The sequence below is a fragment of the Marinobacter sp. DUT-3 genome, assembly GCF_050379435.1.
Taxonomy (GTDB): Bacteria; Pseudomonadota; Gammaproteobacteria; order Pseudomonadales; family Oleiphilaceae; genus Marinobacter.
Genome location: NZ_JBNRMG010000010.1, coordinates 1 through 16,027, shown reverse-complemented (window position 1 = coordinate 16,027; position 16,027 = coordinate 1). Strand labels below are relative to the sequence as shown.

Annotated in this window: 16 protein-coding genes; 9 read left to right on the top strand and 7 right to left on the bottom strand. The window is 57.4% G+C overall.

Going from position 1 to position 16,027, the window contains the following annotated elements:
• The first annotated feature begins 200 nt into the window (after positions 1–200).
• Positions 201–473, top strand: coding sequence for a DUF2061 domain-containing protein (locus tag ACQUWM_RS14495; protein ID WP_407002792.1), 273 nt, complete (start codon positions 201–203; stop codon positions 471–473).
• Here the strand turns inward: ACQUWM_RS14495 and ACQUWM_RS14490 are convergent.
• Complete coding sequence (locus ACQUWM_RS14490; RefSeq protein WP_407002793.1) at positions 439–1,881, bottom strand: dihydrolipoyl dehydrogenase; 1,443 nt, start codon at positions 1,879–1,881, stop codon at positions 439–441. The genes ACQUWM_RS14495 and ACQUWM_RS14490 overlap by 35 nt on opposite strands.
• 161 nt (positions 1,882–2,042) lie before the next feature.
• Between ACQUWM_RS14490 and ACQUWM_RS14485 the strand changes: the two genes are divergently transcribed.
• Positions 2,043–2,714, top strand: coding sequence for a LysE family translocator (locus tag ACQUWM_RS14485; RefSeq protein WP_407002794.1), 672 nt, complete (start codon positions 2,043–2,045; stop codon positions 2,712–2,714).
• Here ACQUWM_RS14485 and ACQUWM_RS14480 read toward each other — a convergent pair.
• Positions 2,659–3,720: a 3-deoxy-7-phosphoheptulonate synthase gene (locus ACQUWM_RS14480; RefSeq protein WP_407002795.1), complete on the bottom strand. Its 1,062-nt coding sequence runs from the start codon at positions 3,718–3,720 to the stop codon at positions 2,659–2,661. The genes ACQUWM_RS14485 and ACQUWM_RS14480 overlap by 56 nt on opposite strands.
• A 342-nt stretch (positions 3,721–4,062) precedes the next feature.
• Here ACQUWM_RS14480 and ACQUWM_RS14475 point away from each other — a divergent pair, with 342 nt between their 5' ends.
• Positions 4,063–4,866, top strand: coding sequence for a secretin N-terminal domain-containing protein (locus ACQUWM_RS14475; protein ID WP_428922638.1), 804 nt, complete (start codon positions 4,063–4,065; stop codon positions 4,864–4,866).
• A gap of 4 nt (positions 4,867–4,870) precedes the next feature.
• Here ACQUWM_RS14475 and ACQUWM_RS14470 read toward each other — a convergent pair whose 3' ends face one another.
• Positions 4,871–5,395, bottom strand: a complete 525-nt coding sequence (locus tag ACQUWM_RS14470) for a DnaJ domain-containing protein (protein WP_428922637.1) — start codon at positions 5,393–5,395, stop codon at positions 4,871–4,873.
• Positions 5,396–5,605: 210 nt separating this feature from the next.
• Here ACQUWM_RS14470 and ACQUWM_RS14465 point away from each other — a divergent pair, with 210 nt between their 5' ends.
• The 5 genes from ACQUWM_RS14465 (at position 5,606) to ACQUWM_RS14445 (ending at position 12,363) form a co-directional block, all read left to right on the top strand.
• The gene (locus tag ACQUWM_RS14465; RefSeq protein ID WP_428922636.1) at positions 5,606–6,709 is read left to right on the top strand and encodes an efflux RND transporter periplasmic adaptor subunit; all 1,104 of its coding nucleotides are present in this window, start codon (positions 5,606–5,608) and stop codon (positions 6,707–6,709) included.
• A complete protein-coding gene (locus ACQUWM_RS14460) occupies positions 6,709–9,795 on the top strand; it encodes an efflux RND transporter permease subunit (protein WP_428922635.1) in 3,087 nt (1,028 codons plus the stop codon). Before ACQUWM_RS14465 ends, ACQUWM_RS14460 begins: the two co-directional genes overlap by 1 nt.
• Positions 9,792–10,106: a DUF3301 domain-containing protein gene (locus ACQUWM_RS14455; protein ID WP_407002800.1), complete on the top strand. Its 315-nt coding sequence runs from the start codon at positions 9,792–9,794 to the stop codon at positions 10,104–10,106. The genes ACQUWM_RS14460 and ACQUWM_RS14455 overlap by 4 nt, the downstream gene beginning before the upstream one ends.
• Positions 10,107–10,243: 137 nt before the next feature.
• Positions 10,244–10,948: a substrate-binding periplasmic protein gene (locus ACQUWM_RS14450; RefSeq protein WP_407002801.1), complete on the top strand. Its 705-nt coding sequence runs from the start codon at positions 10,244–10,246 to the stop codon at positions 10,946–10,948.
• Positions 10,949–11,061: 113 nt separating this feature from the next.
• A complete protein-coding gene (locus ACQUWM_RS14445) occupies positions 11,062–12,363 on the top strand; it encodes a pyridoxal phosphate-dependent aminotransferase (RefSeq protein ID WP_428922634.1) in 1,302 nt (433 codons plus the stop codon).
• 54 nt (positions 12,364–12,417) lie between these two features.
• Here ACQUWM_RS14445 and ACQUWM_RS14440 read toward each other — a convergent pair whose 3' ends face one another.
• The 4 genes from ACQUWM_RS14440 to ACQUWM_RS14425 are packed head-to-tail and all read right to left on the bottom strand — an operon-like array spanning position 12,418 to position 14,744.
• The gene (locus ACQUWM_RS14440) at positions 12,418–12,837 is read right to left on the bottom strand and encodes a roadblock/LC7 domain-containing protein (RefSeq protein WP_428922633.1); all 420 of its coding nucleotides are present in this window, start codon (positions 12,835–12,837) and stop codon (positions 12,418–12,420) included.
• Positions 12,834–13,361: a GTP-binding protein gene (locus tag ACQUWM_RS14435; protein ID WP_407002804.1), complete on the bottom strand. Its 528-nt coding sequence runs from the start codon at positions 13,359–13,361 to the stop codon at positions 12,834–12,836. The genes ACQUWM_RS14440 and ACQUWM_RS14435 overlap by 4 nt, the downstream gene beginning before the upstream one ends.
• Positions 13,362–13,383: 22 nt before the next feature.
• The gene (locus tag ACQUWM_RS14430) at positions 13,384–14,349 is read right to left on the bottom strand and encodes a hypothetical protein (protein ID WP_428922632.1); all 966 of its coding nucleotides are present in this window, start codon (positions 14,347–14,349) and stop codon (positions 13,384–13,386) included.
• Between the two features lie 35 nt (positions 14,350–14,384).
• Positions 14,385–14,744 (bottom strand): roadblock/LC7 domain-containing protein, encoded by a 360-nt coding sequence (locus ACQUWM_RS14425; RefSeq protein ID WP_407002806.1) that lies wholly within the window; start codon positions 14,742–14,744, stop codon positions 14,385–14,387.
• A 323-nt stretch (positions 14,745–15,067) separates the two neighbouring features.
• Between ACQUWM_RS14425 and ACQUWM_RS14420 the strand changes: the two genes are divergently transcribed.
• On the top strand, positions 15,068–15,874 hold the full coding sequence (locus ACQUWM_RS14420) for an inositol monophosphatase family protein (protein ID WP_428922631.1): 807 nt from the start codon (positions 15,068–15,070) through the stop codon (positions 15,872–15,874).
• The last annotated feature ends 153 nt before the right edge of the window (positions 15,875–16,027 follow it).

Sequence of the window (16,027 nt, the reverse complement as noted above, 5' to 3'; positions counted from 1 at the left end):
AAATATAAGCCAGAAGATTGAAATTAGTGAAGTTTAGAGTCCCAATTCATTCGATAGCCAAACTTTATCATTATCGATACGATCAGAACCACAAACTATAAATAGGTGACGACTATCAAAACCCCATAGATAATTTATTTAAAAATGATTATCACTTCCCTTTAAATGGGCATATCAACATCACCTACGCGGAGTTGAACATGAGCGCGCTCAAACTGTTTATCCACGACCACGGAGCAAAGGGCGACAACTCGCTGATGAAAACGATCACCTTTGCAATCACTCATTTTACCGTGGCCTTCAGTGTTGCATTTGTGCTGACCGGTGACCTCGTCATCGGCAGCCTGATTGCCATGGTGGAGCCGGCTATCAATACCGTTGCCTACTTCTTTCACGAGAAAATCTGGGCGCGCCGTACTCAGCTTGCACAACAAGTGGCTACCCACCGGGGCCACAGTCCATGCAGCGTGTGATCACCTCTGGGCCGATATTGAGGTTGCGATTGAGAGCCCGCAGTGCGGTTCTCACCCCCTCCTCAATAACCGGGTGGTAGAACGGCATGTCCAGCATCTCGCTCACCGTCATCCGTCTCTGCACGCACCAGGCCAGGAGATGGCCGATGTGTTCTGCGGCGGGACCAAACATTTCTGCTCCCAGAAACTGGCCACTGCCCTGTTCGCCATAAACTCTCAGTAGTCCGGCATTTTTGCCGATCACCCGGCTACGCCCCTGATCCTCGAACGACACCTCGCCTACCGCGAAACAGCCCTGGCAACGCTGATCCACCTGATCAATGGTCATACCTACCGTTGCAATCTGCGGGTCGGTAAACACCACCGCCAGCGGCGTGCGCCGTAATCCCGCGCGGACATCCGGATAGCGCCCGGCATTGCCACCGGCAATTCGGCCTTCATCCGCGGCTTCATGGAGCAGCGGGGTGTCGTTATTGGCGTCACCGGCAATAAAGATATGACTGTCGCCACACCTCATGGTGTACTGATTGAACAGCGGCGCACCGCGCTCATCCAGCTCCAACCCGGCATTCTGGATATCCAGGTGGTCCAGATTCGGTTTCCGCCCGGTGGCTGCCAGTACGTAATCAAAGGTTTCAGTCGCCTCGCCTTTGTGCTGATCCGCGAAGGTGATAGCGACCCCATCGTCGGTTCGGACCACGGCTTTAACGTCTGCATCCGGGTCCAGCGGAAATTCCCGGTTGAAGGTTGCCAGGGCATAATCGCGGATTCGCTTCTCGTGAATCGGGCCCACGGCGCCGCCAACACCGAACATGCGCACGCGAACACCCAGCCGGCTCAGCGCCTGCCCCAGCTCAAGACCAATAACCCCCGGCCCGAACACCGCAACCGACGCCGGCAACTCCTCCCACTCAAAGATGTCATCGTTGACGATCAGGCGGTCCTCTGCCTCTTTCAGGAAACCCGGAATATTGGGGCGGGATCCCGTCGCCAGAACGATCCGGTCCGCGACAACTTCAACCGTTTCATCAACGACCAGGCGACGAGCATCCACAAACCGGGCATGCCCCCAAAGCCGGTGGGCTTCCGGCATCTCGTCGATGGTTTCCTGGACAAACCCGACAAAACGGTCACGCTCGCGGCGCACCCGCTCCATGACGGCCTTGCCATCAATACGCACTTCGCCGGGATAAATACCAAAAACCGGTCCCTGCGTCATACCGTAGGCGCTGTCCGCTGCGGCAATCAGCAGCTTGCTGGGCATGCAGCCAACGCGGGCGCAGGTAGTGCCATACTGACCGCCCTCAATCAGCACCACGCTGTCGGTGTGACCACGTGCCGCGCGATAGGCCCCCATGCCGGCAGTGCCGGCCCCGATAATCGCAACGTCTACCGTGAGTCTGTCCATCACTGCGCCTCCTGCTGACTATCCGTTCACTATGGTCTTCGTCAGTATAGCCGGCAAATTTTGTTGCCTTTCACACAGGATATTTTCCGCGATCGCTTATATCCTTACCGGCACTCAGAAAAGCTTTTACCTCTATCCGGCTTACCAGAGGAGTACATCGAATGCAGACATACGGTGCCGAATTCGCAACCGTGGCGCTGGTTCACCTGTTGGCGGTGGCCAGTCCGGGCCCCGATTTTGCGATCATGCTTCGCCAGGCGTTGTGTCAGAGTCGGCGTAATGCCCTGCTCTGCGCTACCGGCATTGGCCTCGGCATCCTGGTGCACGTCACCTATTCACTGTTGGGGATTGGCATTCTGATTCAACAGTCGTTGCTGTTGTTTAATGTTCTCAAGGTGATTGGCGCGCTGTACCTGACGTGGATAGCGGTGCAATGCCTGAGATCCCGGGCGGGCGGCATTCATGTTGAAGCGGGCAACCGAACGTCACAAACCGGATTTGCAGCGTTCAGGCTGGGGTTCCTGACCAACGCACTGAACCCCAAGGCTACCCTGTTCTTCGTATCACTGTTTTCAGTGGTGATCAGTCCCGACACGCCCATCGCACTGCAAACCGCCTATGGCCTCTACATGGCCGTGGCCACCGGCCTGTGGTTTGCCCTCGTCGCCACATTCTTCACCCTGCCCAGGGTAAGGCGCGGCTTTAACCGGTTCGGCCACTGGCTCGACCGGATGATGGGTGGCGTATTGCTGCTCCTGGCCGGGCAACTGCTGTTTTCTACAGTGAGCGGATCAGAGCCTCCGTCTGGGCCCAGCCAATACACGGATCGGTAATGGAGCAGCCGTATTTCAGATCGGCGCCGTCATCCTGACGCCCCGGCTCCAGGAAGCTTTCCAGCATCAGACCGCGAATGCAGGCGTTGCCGGCGGCCTTCTGGGCCATGACTTCCCGGGCAATGTCCAACTGACGATCCGCCTGCTTGCGGGCATTATCGTGACTGCAGTCCACCATCACTGCGGTGGATACACCGGCACCGGACAGCGACTCAATCGCCAGACCAATGCTATCGGCGTCGTAGTTGGTGATGCCCCGCCCGCCCCGCAGGACCAGATGAGTATCCGGATTGCCCTCGGTGGTGATCATTGCCGGGACGCCGGTGCTGGCAACGCCCAGAAGATGATGGGAATGAGCAGCGGATTTCATCGCGTTGATGGCCACTGTCACGCCCCCATCGGTGCCATTCTTGAAACCGACAGGCATAGGCAGACCACTGACCAGCTCCCGGTGAACCTGGGACTCCGTGGTGCGGGCGCCAATGGCGCTCCAACTGATCAGGTCACCCAGGTAATCCATCGCAAGGGGGCTAAGCGCCTCGGTCGCCAGCGGCAGGCCGGATTCCGCCAGATTCAGCAACAGCCGGCGTGACCGCACCAACCCCTCGCTGAGATTACCGGCCCCGGTACGATCCGGGTCGTACAACAGCCCTTTCCAGCCCACGGTGGTTCTGGGTTTTTCCAGGTAGGCCCGCATCACAATCAGGAAACGGTCACTGACGGCCTCCGCCAGGCCGCTAAGCTTGTCCGCGTACTCCAGAGCAGCCACCTCGTCATGAATCGAGCAGGGGCCGATCACAATCAAAGTGCGCGGGTCTTCGCCACGGAGTACCCGGCGAATAGCGCTGCGGTGGCGGAGAATCTGGCGTTCGATGGCGGGAGTCACTGGCAGGTGCGTTCTCAGCTCTGCGGCTGTCGGGAGAATGTCTTCCCTGCGGCTCGCCGCCGTGGACGTATCCTCGCGGCCCTGTTCACTCAGGGTGTCGATATTCAGTGGCATGTTCATGTCAGTTTTCCGTTTCCCTGTGTCAGAATCAAAAAAGCCCCGGCTGGGTGGGCTACCAGTCGGGGCTTCTTCGAGTCCGGTGGCAGCCTGGGTTTTGCCGGGCTGCCTTCCTCGTAATTCAGTCGATGAAGATCTTATGGGCGGCCCTGGCTCTGGCTAAAATAAAAGCCATAACCAAACCACCAGAAAAACACAGCAGCGACCGCAGCTGCCGGTTTCGCACCGAAAGCTTGCAGAACATTCAATTGACAGATCGCGTGTGTAGTCTTCATGCTTTTCAATATATACCCCGGCTTTTCGGCTTTGCAACCCGCAAACCCGATTTTAATGGAATCTTTTACCGTGACCGCGATAAAAACCAAACAGACTTCCCACCGGACCGGGGCAATCATGGCCCTGTGGCTACTACTGTTCGCCACCCCTCTCTCCGCACTGGCGGCAACAGAGGCTCGTACCTACCAGCTCAACAACCGCTCCTCGGAGCAGGTGGCCGCGCAAGTCAGGGAGTTGTACCCGGATGGCCAGGTTGCCATCACCGCCAGGGGGCGGCAGATGATCGTGCGGGGAGAGCCGGAGGTGTTGGACGAAATTGGATCCCTGGTGCAAACCATGGATGTCGCCCCGGTACAGATGCGGATCACCGTGCGGACCCGCAGCAACCTGGATGCCAAAAGCGGAGGTGGCGGCATCACCGTGAACAACGGCCAGGCCCATGCCCATGTTGAGCGCAAAGTCACGACAACGCGCCGCAACCAGGAACGTACCCTGGTGGTACAGGATGGTCAGTCAGCCCACATCCATTCCGGACAGGTACAAACCGTTCCCATCGCCATCCGGGGTGGGCGCAACCCCGCAGCCATCCTAGGACAGGTAGAGACACGCAGTGGCTTCCTGGTCAGCCCACAGGTTATTTCCGACCAGACCATTGAACTCAATATTGTCTCATTCGAGGAAGACCCGGCGGATGATATCCCCGGCTATGAAACCGAAGCCCTGATGACCATTCGGCGGGTGGATCCCGGGCAGTGGGTCGAGCTCGGCAGCACCCGACGCAGTCAGTCCGGCAACCGTTCCGGCATCACCTATCGGGTTGGCGGCGACCAGAGGGAAAACCAGACCGTTGAAGTTCGGGTAGAGATACTCTGACCCATCAGGCGGCCGTTTTGCGTGATGTAAGCAACGTCGCTTTTGCTTCATTCACCTTGGCCGCCAGGTAATCATTACCGCCGCGATCAGGATGGAGCTTCTGCATCAGTCGCCGATGAGCCATGATCACCTCATCCTCTGAACACTGCGGAGACACCCCGAGGATATCGCAGGCTTCACGCACGGACATCGGCCCGACTCCGCCCCCCTGCCCCACACCACCGGACCAGGCACCACCGGCGCTGGCCCCGTCATTGCCCGAGGGTTTCTGTTGGCGGTATATCCGGTTCACCAAGGGCGCGAACTTCAACAACACTGGCAATTTTCGTAATAAGGGAACCAGCGCCGCCACGACCGCTGTCAGGACATGGACACGTCCGGTTAACACCAGAATGAGAAGTACAGCACCACCAACTACCAGCAGCACTTTCCAGATAGCAGCCTTTCTTCCCTCGGGTGACAGCGATCCCCATTGCTTCAGAACGACAAAGACCGCCACCGCCAGGGCAATACCCAATATCCAATGCATAGTGTAATCCCTTACGATTCACTGGCCGTATTCTGGCATTCAACCGGTGACAAAACACCCCGTTTTTGTATAGGATGCTATTCTATTAATCGCTGTTAAGAATCAGTTACATACTCTCCCCATTAAAGATAAACAGGGACAATCGCCAACAAGCCTGACTGGCCACATTTGGCGATTTCCAAATGGACACTGATACCCAGGACCTGAATTATGCGCACGGCTTCCCGTTTCCTGATCGTCATTATCTTCCTTGGCGTAGTGCTTGGTGGCATTTTCGGCTACAAGTTTTACCAGTTTGGTCAGCTCAAAGAGCAATTGTCGCAGCCACAACCGCCCGCCCAGATTTCCACCACCAAGGCACAGGGCGGGCAATGGACACCCGCCGTCAAGGCCGTGGGCAGCGTCGAGGCCATCAATGGCATTGAAGTGGCCAACGAAGTGCCAGGGGTCATTGAAAGCATCGGTTTTGAGTCCGGCGACACCGTCAGCAAGGGCGATATCCTGATCCGCCTGGACGCCGCCATCGACGAGGCCGCACTGCGGACCCGTCGTGCAGAGGCGCAACTGGCGGAACAGGAGTTCAAGCGGATATCCGACCTGCTCCCGAAACGCGCGGTGTCACAATCCCAGTTCGATGAAGCCAAAGCCAACGTCGATGCTGCCCGTGCCCGGGTCAACGAAGCGGAAGCCCAGTTGAACAAGAAAGTGATTCGCGCCCCCTTCGATGGCACCCTCGGCCTTCGCATGGTCGACCAGGGCGAGTACATCCCCACCGGCACGCCGATTGTCGAAATCAACATGCTGGATCCCATCTATGTGGATTACACACTGTCGGAGAAGGACCTTCCGAGAATCGCAACCGGTTATGACGTTACCGCTACGGTCGCCGCGATTCCGGGGCAAACTTTCGATGGCCAGGTCAGCGCCATCAACACCTCGGTCAACCCGGAAACCCGAACCGTGCGCATTCGCGCCACGCTGGCGAATCCTGAAAATGCCCTGCGGCCCGGCATGTTTACCACCATCCTGACCAAACAGCCAAAGGATCGCGACGTGGTCACCGTGCCCCGGACTGCGATTTCCTATAACACCTATGGCGATTTTGTCTTCGTAGTGGAAGAGAACGACGATGGCAACCTGGTCGTGAACCGCCGGACCGTCCAGACCGGCGAAGTCCGCAACGGCCGTGTTGCCGTAGAGGATGGCCTGAAAGAGGGCGAAGAAGTCGTCGCCAAGGGCCTGCTGAGACTCCGCGCCGGACAGCGGGTGGAAGTACAGGAAAGCAATGACCAGCTGGCGGAGGCATCTGACTAATGCGTTTTACCGACATATTCATTCAGCGCCCCGTCCTGGCGACGGTGGTCAGCCTGCTGATCCTGCTGCTCGGCACCCGGGCAGCCATGGAAATGGAAGTTCGCCAGTATCCCCAGCTGGAAAGCACGACCGTTACCGTGACCACCGCCTATCCGGGCGCCAGCTCGGACCTGGTCAAGGGCTTTATCACCACCCCACTGCAACAGGCCATCGCCGAAGCCAGTGGGATCGACTACCTGACCTCCACCAGTTCCCAGGGGGTTTCCACCATCGAAGCCAAGATGGTGCTTAACTACGATGCCAACGCGGCGCTGTCGGAAATCCAGGCCAAGGTGGCGAGCCAGCGCAACGTATTGCCGGCAGATGCCCAGGACCCGGTCATTTCCTCTACCACCGGGGACTCAACGGCCCTCATGTACATTGCGTTCTACGGCGATGAACTGGGCGTCCCACAGATTACCGACTACCTGACGCGGGTTGTCCAGCCCAAGCTCCAGGCGCTGGCCGGCGTCGGTAAGGCGAACTTGCTGGGGCGCAAGTTCGCCTTGCGCGCCTGGCTTGACCCGGAGCGGCTGTCCGCAGTCGACATGACACCCCAGGAAGTGGTCCAGGTACTGTTACAGAATAACTACCAGGCTGCGGTGGGTAACACCGAGGGCAAGTACACCAAGATCAGCATGACCAGCGATACCGACGTGGGAAGCCTGGACCAGTTCCAGGAGCTGGTGATCAAGGAATCCGATGGTTCCCTGATTCGGCTTAAGGATATCGCCAGGGTTGAACTGGGATCGGAATCTTACGACCAATTGGCGTTGTACAAGGGCCAGCCCGCCACCTATGTCGCCATCGAACTGTCTCCCGGGGCCAACCCGCTGACGGTTGCCAAGCTGGTGAAAGACCAGTTGCCGGATATTGAACGCCAGCTGCCATCTGGCCTGGACGTTCGGCTGGCCTACGACGCGTCAGACTTTATCGACAGCTCCATCAACGAAGTCATCCAGACTCTGGTGGAAGCACTACTCATCGTACTGGTTGTGGTATTCCTGTGTCTGGGTTCCGTCCGTGCAGCGATTGTGCCCTCGGTTGCCGTGCCCTTGTCCCTGGTCGGCGGCGCCTTCGTCATGCTGATGATGGGTTTTTCCCTGAACCTGCTGACACTGCTGTCGATGGTACTTGCCATCGGCCTGGTGGTGGACGACGCCATTATCATGGTGGAGAACGTGCATCGTCACATCGAACAGGGGGAATCCCGGTTTGACGCCGCCATCCACGGTGCCCGGGAAATGGCCGTGCCCATCATCGCCATGACCACCACCCTGGTGGCAGTCTATGCCCCCATTGGGTTTATGGGTGGGCTGGTCGGCTCGCTGTTTACCGAGTTTGCCTTCACTCTGGCGGGCACTGTGGTGATTTCCGGCGTCGTCGCGCTAACACTGTCACCGATGTTGTCCGGAAAGATTCTCAAACCCCATGGCAATCCCGGACGTTTTGAAAAACTGGTGGAGCACTCGTTCAACGGGCTCGCCAACAGCTATAAAGCGGCACTGAGCTCGCTGATGGCAACCAAGTCCGTCGTGATCTTCTTTGCCCTCGTGATACTGGCCTCGATTTACTTCATGGTGATGATGAGCCAGAGCGAACTGGCCCCCACCGAGGACCAGGGCATCCTGTTCTATCAGGGCCTGGCGCCCCAGACGGCGACCCTGGACTACCTAGAGGAGCACGGGGAAGAAGCGCTGGAACGCATGGAACAGGTTCCCGGCTACAGCGAAGACTTCATGATTCTGGGGATTACGGCTCCCAATGCCGTGTTCGGCGGCTTCAAGATGGAAACCTGGGAAAACCGTGATCTGAGCATGTTCGAAGTACAGCCTCAGCTGGACGGTGCGCTCAAACAAATCACCGGGTTGCAGACGGCGGTATTCCCACCGGCATCGCTGCCAGGTTCCGGTGGCGGCCTGCCGTTTCAGTTCGTGATCACCACCGGGGAAGACTACAACCGTCTGAACGACGTTGCCGATGAAATGCTTGGCAAGGCCATGGCCAGTGGCAACTTCATGTTCCTGCAGAAATCCATTGATTTCGATCGTCCGGTGACCCAGATCAAGGTCGACCGTGACCGGGTCGCCGATCTGGGTCTGTCGATGCAGGATGTGGGGCAAGCCATGTCCAGCATGCTCGGTGGTGGCTACATCAACCGCTTCAATATGGAAGGCCGCTCCTACCAGGTCATTCCGCAGGTTGAGCGGGATTTCCGCCTGAGTCCGGACGCACTCAACGACTACTACATCCGCGCTGATAACGGTGAGCTGATCCCTCTCAGCAGTGTCATCAGTTTTGAGGACAAAGTGGAACCGTCCCAGCGTACCCAGTTCAACCAGCTGAACTCGCTGACACTGCAGGGCGTAGTGATGCCAGGGGTGACCATGGGGGATGCCATGGCGTTCATGGAATCCACCGCGGACGAGATATTCCCCCAGGGCTTCACCTCCGATTACACCGGTGAATCCCGACAGTTCGCCAATCAGGGCAGCGCCTTGATGGTCACCTTCTTCCTGTCACTGTTGGTGATTTACCTGGTGCTCGCCGCCCAGTTCGAAAGCTGGCGCGATCCGATCATCATCCTGGTCTCGGTACCCATGTCCGTGGCGGGCGCGATGGCGTTCATTGTGCTCGGATTTGCCACCATGAATATCTACACCCAGGTGGGCCTGATCACCCTGATTGGCGTGGTGTCCAAGAATGGCATCCTGATTGTGGAGTTCGCCAACGCCCTGCAGCTCGACAAGGGACTGAACAAGCGCGAAGCGGTGATCGAAGCGGCGGCCATCCGGTTGCGGCCCATCATCATGACGTCACTGGCACTGATCTTTGCCATGGTGCCGCTGCTGATCGCCATCGGCCCGGGTGCGGAAAGCCGCTTTGCCATCGGCCTGACCATCAGCGCCGGTCTCGGCATCGGCACACTGTTCACCATTTTCGTGTTGCCGGCATTCTACATCCTGCTGGCCCGTGACCATCACGGTTCCGCTGCGGAAGAATACGGTAACGGGGACAGTGACAAGGCATCGGCCCCCGCCCAATGACCCTGGGCACGCTGTTCTGGCTGTTTGTCGCGGGGTTCGCCATCTGGTACTGGTGGCGGGCCAAGGCGATCAAGGACTTCGTCCTGCAGGCAGCCAGGAACTATTGCAAGAAAATGGATGTAATGCTGTTGGACGACGCCGTCTACCTGCGAGGACTGTGGTTCAAGCGGGATGAGGCCGGGCGCCTTCGCGTGTGGCGGCGTTTTCTGTTCGATTTTACCTCTACCGGAGAGGAAAGGTACGTGGGCCGCGTCATCATGCTCGGCCCGCGCATCCTGCATATGGAGCTGGAACCACACCGACTTAACTGATTTATGCCCCCTGCTGTACCATGCCGTGCAGAAAACGGGCAGGATGGCTATACTGCAACCGCCGGTAAGACACTCACACGACTTGAGACCCCACACCCCCGATGCTGTTGCAATTGACGTCCGGAATACTCTTTCTGATGCTCTCAAGCCCGTTGCTTGCAGAGAGGCCCAGTCTCAACATTGCCACCTCCCAGTACCCCCCGTTCGAATACCTTGAAGAAGGGAAGCTGGTCGGCGAAGACGTGGAAACCATCCAGAACGTTGTTGAGCGCATGGGTATGGAACCGTCGTTTGTTGTACTCCCCTGGATCAGGGCGGAAGCGAGGGTCAGAAGCGGCAAGTCGGATCTTCTGTTTACCCTGACCCGCTCGGAACAGCGCGAACGCCACTACTACTTTACCGCCCCCATCAACACCGCCCGTGACGTCTTCTTCAAGCGTTCAGACATGGAGTTTGAGTGGCAGACTTTCGATGACCTGGAAGGCATGAGAGTGGGACTGTCGTCGTCCTACAGTTACGCACCCGAATTCATGGCCTGGCTGGACACCGCAAACGTGGAGGCCATCAGGATCAGCCAGGAGAGGCCGGACCTCACAGGACTGCGGATGCTCGCGTTTGACCGGATTGACCTGTTCATCTGTGAACATTCAGTGTGCAACTTCCTGCTGAAGAAACATCAGGACACCCAAACAGAACTGAAAACCATTGAGGCGGTTCCGGGAACAATTGGCAAGGAGCGAGCGTTCCGTGCGGCGTTTTCACGGCAAAACCCCGAGGGCGAGCAACTCAGGGACCGCTTCAACCAGGCGCTGGCCGAACTCAGGCAGGAAAGCATCGACTGAAGTCGCCGCCTGTCTTCGGCAATCACCTACAAGCAAACACTCACAGATATGCTCAGGTTTCCTATACTGCGAGGATCACCCTCAGAGTCATCCTCAACCAGCAGACCGGGACCATGAACATCAAGACAGATCACCGCTACGCGATTAATCTCAACGTTCGGGGCATTCAGCCTTCCGCCACCCTTCGCATTAATGAGCTGAGCAACCAGCTCCGTTCCGAAGGCCGGGACATCATCAAGCTGGGTCTCGGGCAATCACCGTTTCCGGTGCCGGACCGTGTAGTGAAAGCACTGCAGTATCACGCCCATGAAAAGGACTATCTGCCGGTCAAGGGCCTGAAAGCCCTGCGGGAGTCCATTGCCGGCTACATCAACCGGAGTGAGCGCATGCGCTGCACCTGGGAAGATGTGCTGATTGGGCCGGGCTCCAAGGAACTGCTGTTTATCCTGCAGCTGGCCTACTACGGTGACCTGCTGATTCCGCGCCCGAGCTGGGTGTCCTACGCACCCCAGGCGCGCATTATCGGCCGTTCGGTACACTGGCTGCCAACCCACGCGGAGAACAACTGGCAGCTGACCGCCGAGGAACTGGATATCATCTGCCGGGACGACCCTTCACGTCCGCGCATTCTGATCCTGAATTACCCGTCCAACCCCACTGGCTGCACCTACACCGACGACCAGTTGCTGGCCATCGCCAATGTGGCGCGCAAGTACAACCTGATCCTGCTGTCGGATGAGATCTATGGTGAAGTGCATTTTGAAGGCAAGCACAAATCCATTGCCCGCTATTACCCGGAAGGCACCATTATCAGCACCGGTCTGAGCAAATGGGCCGGCGCCGGTGGCTGGCGTCTGGGGACGTTTATCTTCCCGCCGGAGCTGCGCCCGCTGCAGGACGCCATGGCCATCATCGCCAGTGAAACCTACACCGCCACCAGCGCCCCGATTCAGTATGCCGCCATTGCCGCCTTCAACGGTGGCGACGATATGGACGAATACCTGAAGCAATCGCGGCGGGTGCTGAAGGTGGTGGGTGAATACATGCACCGCCGACTGAGTGAGATGGGCGCGGTTGTCCAGAAGCCGGAAGGGGCCTTCTACCTGTTCCCGGACTTCAACAGTTTCCGCGACGTGCTGGCCAGCAAGGACATCAAGACCAGCCAGGCTTTCTGCCAGGCACTGCTGGAAAACACCGGCGTGGCGATTCTGCCCGCCAGTGATTTCGGTTTCGTTCCGGATCATCTGGGTGCGCGATTGGCGTTCGTCGATTTCAATGGCGCGGAGGCATTGAACCTGGCGGGTGGCGACTACGCAGAACAGGATCTGGACGACGCATTCGTTAAACAGGCCTGTCCCCGCCTCGTCACGGCCATGGACAAGACAGAGAATTGGCTGAGCAGTCTTTCTGATTAGATCTCTGGCTCCTTGCATACCATCGCCTGACGTGGGCGATGGTATGCAGGCTCTTTATCTCAGGCTTTTTGCCAATTTCTCTACGGCATTCCGGCTCAGCGTATGGAGCAATCCCAGATTGGCGTCTGCAGAGGCAATAACAGTAAGTACTAACTTTTCCTTGAGCTTCAGCGTCAGAATAAAGCCATCACTGTTTTCAACAATGACATAACGACAACGCTCCTGCTGAGCTTCCTTGGCAATGGTTTCCCCCAGAGCCAGTACAGAGCCCATCATGGCCGCCAGCTTGGCAGCAGGCATTTCCCTTTTGAAGCGTTTAGTGACGTCGTGTCCATCTACCGTTGAGATGAGAACGCCATACACCGCATGGCTCTGTTCCATCATGTGTCCAAAGACTTCCTGGCAGAAATTCTCTCCACTCTCACTGATTCTAGGCTGGTTCATGATTCCATTCCGGTCCAGAGTCTTGCTCATGCAAACTCGATAGTTGAAATAAGTGCGTTGATCATCAGGCTGACATCCTCTTTTTTCCGAACATCCACTTCCAGAATCGGAAAAACAGTGCCCCATCGATCCAGCCTCTCGTAAAAGTCATCGAGGCTGGGAGAATCAAATTCGTCCCGTCTTGTCAGGCCGATAACCACCCCGGTTTCTTCAATAAAATCGGCAAAATTTTCCAGATACATGTCCATATCGGCCAGCGGGTCATCCCGGCTGCAATCAACCAGTAAGATCAGGCCGAGGCCGCCCTGCACCAGGATTTTCCACATAAACTCAAAGCGGCGCTGGCCGGGGGTGCCATATAGAAACACTTTCTGCCCGTCTTCCAGCGTCAGGTCCCCAAAGTCCATCGCAACGGTCGTTTCTTCCTTCAAGTCGGCAAGATCATCCGTTGTTGCCTGATCCGTTCTGACCGGCGGCGTTTCACTGATGGCCGCAATGGCAGTCGTTTTCCCCGCGCCGGGCGCTCCGGTAATAATCAGTTTTATTTCCGACACAAAAGACAGCCTCTTGTTGACGTCAGACCTTCAGACGAGAACGAATTTTTGCCAGCAGCCCCTTGCTCACACCAGAGGCAGAAGGTGCCCTGCCTTGCGCCGATTCAATGTTCACCGGTGCGGCAGCGATAGTCCCGATGAGCGACGCCGCATTGATGAAGGCAATGGCGCGACCTCGGGAAACCTCTGACGAGGCAACAATCTCCTCCAGGGTGACTCCGGACTTTCGGCTCATCAGGGCGCACAAGGTCATGAAATCCTGTGACCGGCGAATCAATACCGGGGAAGGCCAGCGCAGCAGTTTGAACCGGCTATCGGGGGCCAACCCCGCCAGCAGCCGCCCTTCTGACCCCGAGATACCAATCAGCCATAAAAACTGCTTGTCAGACACCCACTCCATGCCGGTCTCTTCATCGGGAAATGCTGATTCACTCTCGGTTATCTCAACATCCTCCGATAGCTCCGCAATGAGTCCAGAGATCTGTTCAAGCGACAAAGACGTGGCACAGAGACGATTCTGACGATCAAGAAAAACCTTGCCGCGATGAAAAGCCACCTTCACAAAGCGGGCATCACACGACTGGATTCTCTGGGCAAGTGAGCCTGTGCCCTCAGCGTCGACATCATCCGGGGCACTCTCCTGCTCAAATCCCCGGGACTGTCCCATTGCAGACTGTTGCCCGTGCTCCACAATCAGGTTGAGTACCGAAATCAATGGCGCCGCACGCAAGGGTTTAGGCAAGTGGTAGGATGCAGAGAGGCTTGAAGCCTCTCCGGATAAAGCAATCGGGATCCGGCGCTTCATCTCATCACTGCCGCGCCACTGAGCTACCGCTTCCGAATTGTCCATATCCAGAACGATAGCGTCAGCATGGTCCCAGGTGGCATAAACCCAGTGATCCCGGGTCTTTGTGCCAAACAGATCGAGCAAAGATTTCAACACGGTCTCGTCTTTGGAAGACAAACCAACGCTGGCAAGTGTCTTCAAAACGCAGATCCCCATCTGTCGTTAAACTCAGTGGATTAGAGGCTAGACATATCCACAGTCTGCTCAACTTTCTTGGTGACCATCCGGGCCATCCCCAGATTTCCCCGCGCCTTGTCGAGCACAACGTAAAGGAAAACCGCATCGTTGCTGTTCAGCAGCCGGATGAGGTGATACTGGTCATCCAGCGTAATCAGAATATCCTCGATCCTGCCAGAAATATCCAGAGCTGACATGGTCTTACGCTTGGCACGCACGACTTCCGTATTACCTGCCGCCGCGGTATCGAGGTCAAAGTCCTTACCTCCTTCCTTGCCAAGAACCATTCCCGAGTCACTGTCCACCAGGCAAGCGCCGATGAAACCATCAATTTCCTTCAAGCCGGACATGTCTGTCATAGCTAACAATCTCCAAAGTTGTTCTCATTGTTGGTAAAGCTACAGGGCCACTCAAATCCATGAGCGCCATACACCGAGGCTAGGAGTCCACAGGGGCATTCACAAGGCGGGGCTTGTTTAGATGTGTTTCAAAGATATAAAGTCATTACATCTTGTAATGAAAGGTTTCCAGGAAGGACGTGTCCGTCACGCATATAGCGACTAAGCCGATGAAGTTGAAGAGTTAAATCGAACAACACTCATCCTGTGACGCACTTCACATATCGATAATATTCACGGGCGCATACAATCATGGATATGACGCACCAAAGAGGATCATGCTTTTGAGAGACTTAACGGACTTTGCCGAACGGATCGCACTTGAAGCTGGCGAACTGATTCGTCGCGAGCGCGAAAAAAAGACCCTGCGCACCGACTACAAGCAGCAGACCGAACTGGTAACCCACGCGGATCTCATGGCCGATGAGTTCATCACTGACGCCATTCGAAAACGCTTCCCGGACCACCGCATCCTCTCAGAAGAATCCATGCCGGACCTGAGCCAGGCGGAGGAGCTGGAGACACCACTGTGGATCGTCGACCCCATCGACGGCACCGTGAACTACGCCTACGGCCACCCCCAGGTCGCGGTATCCATTGCCTACGCCGAGAAAGGCCGCGTCCAGGCCGGCGTGGTTCATGCACCCTTCCCCAACGAAACCTTCCGCGCCACCAAGGGCGAAGGCGCAACCCTCAATGGCGAACCGATCGAACACAGCGGCGCCACGGTGCCCCGCGATTCCCTGTTCGCCACCGGGTTCCCCTACACCAAAGACAGCCTGGAACCGCTGGTAAAACGCCTGGATGCGATGATCCACAACTGCCGCGACCTGCGCCGCATCGGCTCCGCCGCCCTCGACATCTGCTGGGTCGCCTGCGGCCGCCTGGACATCTACTACGAAAACGTCAGCCCCTGGGACTTCGCCGCCGCCCGCCTCATCGCCCTGGAAGCCGGTGCAACGGCTGGCCATTTCGGCGACGTTCCCGCCGGCTATCCCGCCGACCTCTATGGCCGCGACATCCTGATCTCCGCTCCGGCGATCTGGGAGCCAGTTCGCCAGATCCTGCGTTCTGCTTCCGGGTATGACTGAGTGTTTGGCTGGGGCTCCGAGGTTTATCGGGTAGCCTGCTTGTTTGGGAGTAGGGTTGGCGGTGTGAGGGCCCTTCCCGGAACCGCTACGAGCACATCCATGTGCGCTTCTCTCAGGCCATCCATGGCCTTCGAAATTCCGGGAAGGGCCCTC

Excerpts from the sequence above, each read along its gene's own strand:
- ACQUWM_RS14495 (WP_407002792.1), top strand. The coding sequence starts at position 201 with ATGAGCGCGCTCAAACTGTTTATCCACGACCACGGAGCAAAGGGCGAC.
- ACQUWM_RS14490 (WP_407002793.1), bottom strand. The coding sequence starts at position 1,881 with ATGGACAGACTCACGGTAGACGTTGCGATTATCGGGGCCGGCACTGCC.
- ACQUWM_RS14485 (WP_407002794.1), top strand. The coding sequence starts at position 2,043 with ATGCAGACATACGGTGCCGAATTCGCAACCGTGGCGCTGGTTCACCTG.
- ACQUWM_RS14480 (WP_407002795.1), bottom strand. The coding sequence starts at position 3,720 with ATGAACATGCCACTGAATATCGACACCCTGAGTGAACAGGGCCGCGAG.
- ACQUWM_RS14470 (WP_428922637.1), bottom strand. The coding sequence starts at position 5,395 with ATGCATTGGATATTGGGTATTGCCCTGGCGGTGGCGGTCTTTGTCGTT.
- ACQUWM_RS14465 (WP_428922636.1), top strand. The coding sequence starts at position 5,606 with ATGCGCACGGCTTCCCGTTTCCTGATCGTCATTATCTTCCTTGGCGTA.
- ACQUWM_RS14460 (WP_428922635.1), top strand. The coding sequence starts at position 6,709 with ATGCGTTTTACCGACATATTCATTCAGCGCCCCGTCCTGGCGACGGTG.
- ACQUWM_RS14455 (WP_407002800.1), top strand. The coding sequence starts at position 9,792 with ATGACCCTGGGCACGCTGTTCTGGCTGTTTGTCGCGGGGTTCGCCATC.
- ACQUWM_RS14450 (WP_407002801.1), top strand. The coding sequence starts at position 10,244 with ATGCTCTCAAGCCCGTTGCTTGCAGAGAGGCCCAGTCTCAACATTGCC.
- ACQUWM_RS14445 (WP_428922634.1), top strand. The coding sequence starts at position 11,062 with ATGAACATCAAGACAGATCACCGCTACGCGATTAATCTCAACGTTCGG.
- ACQUWM_RS14440 (WP_428922633.1), bottom strand. The coding sequence starts at position 12,837 with ATGAGCAAGACTCTGGACCGGAATGGAATCATGAACCAGCCTAGAATC.
- ACQUWM_RS14425 (WP_407002806.1), bottom strand. The coding sequence starts at position 14,744 with ATGACAGACATGTCCGGCTTGAAGGAAATTGATGGTTTCATCGGCGCT.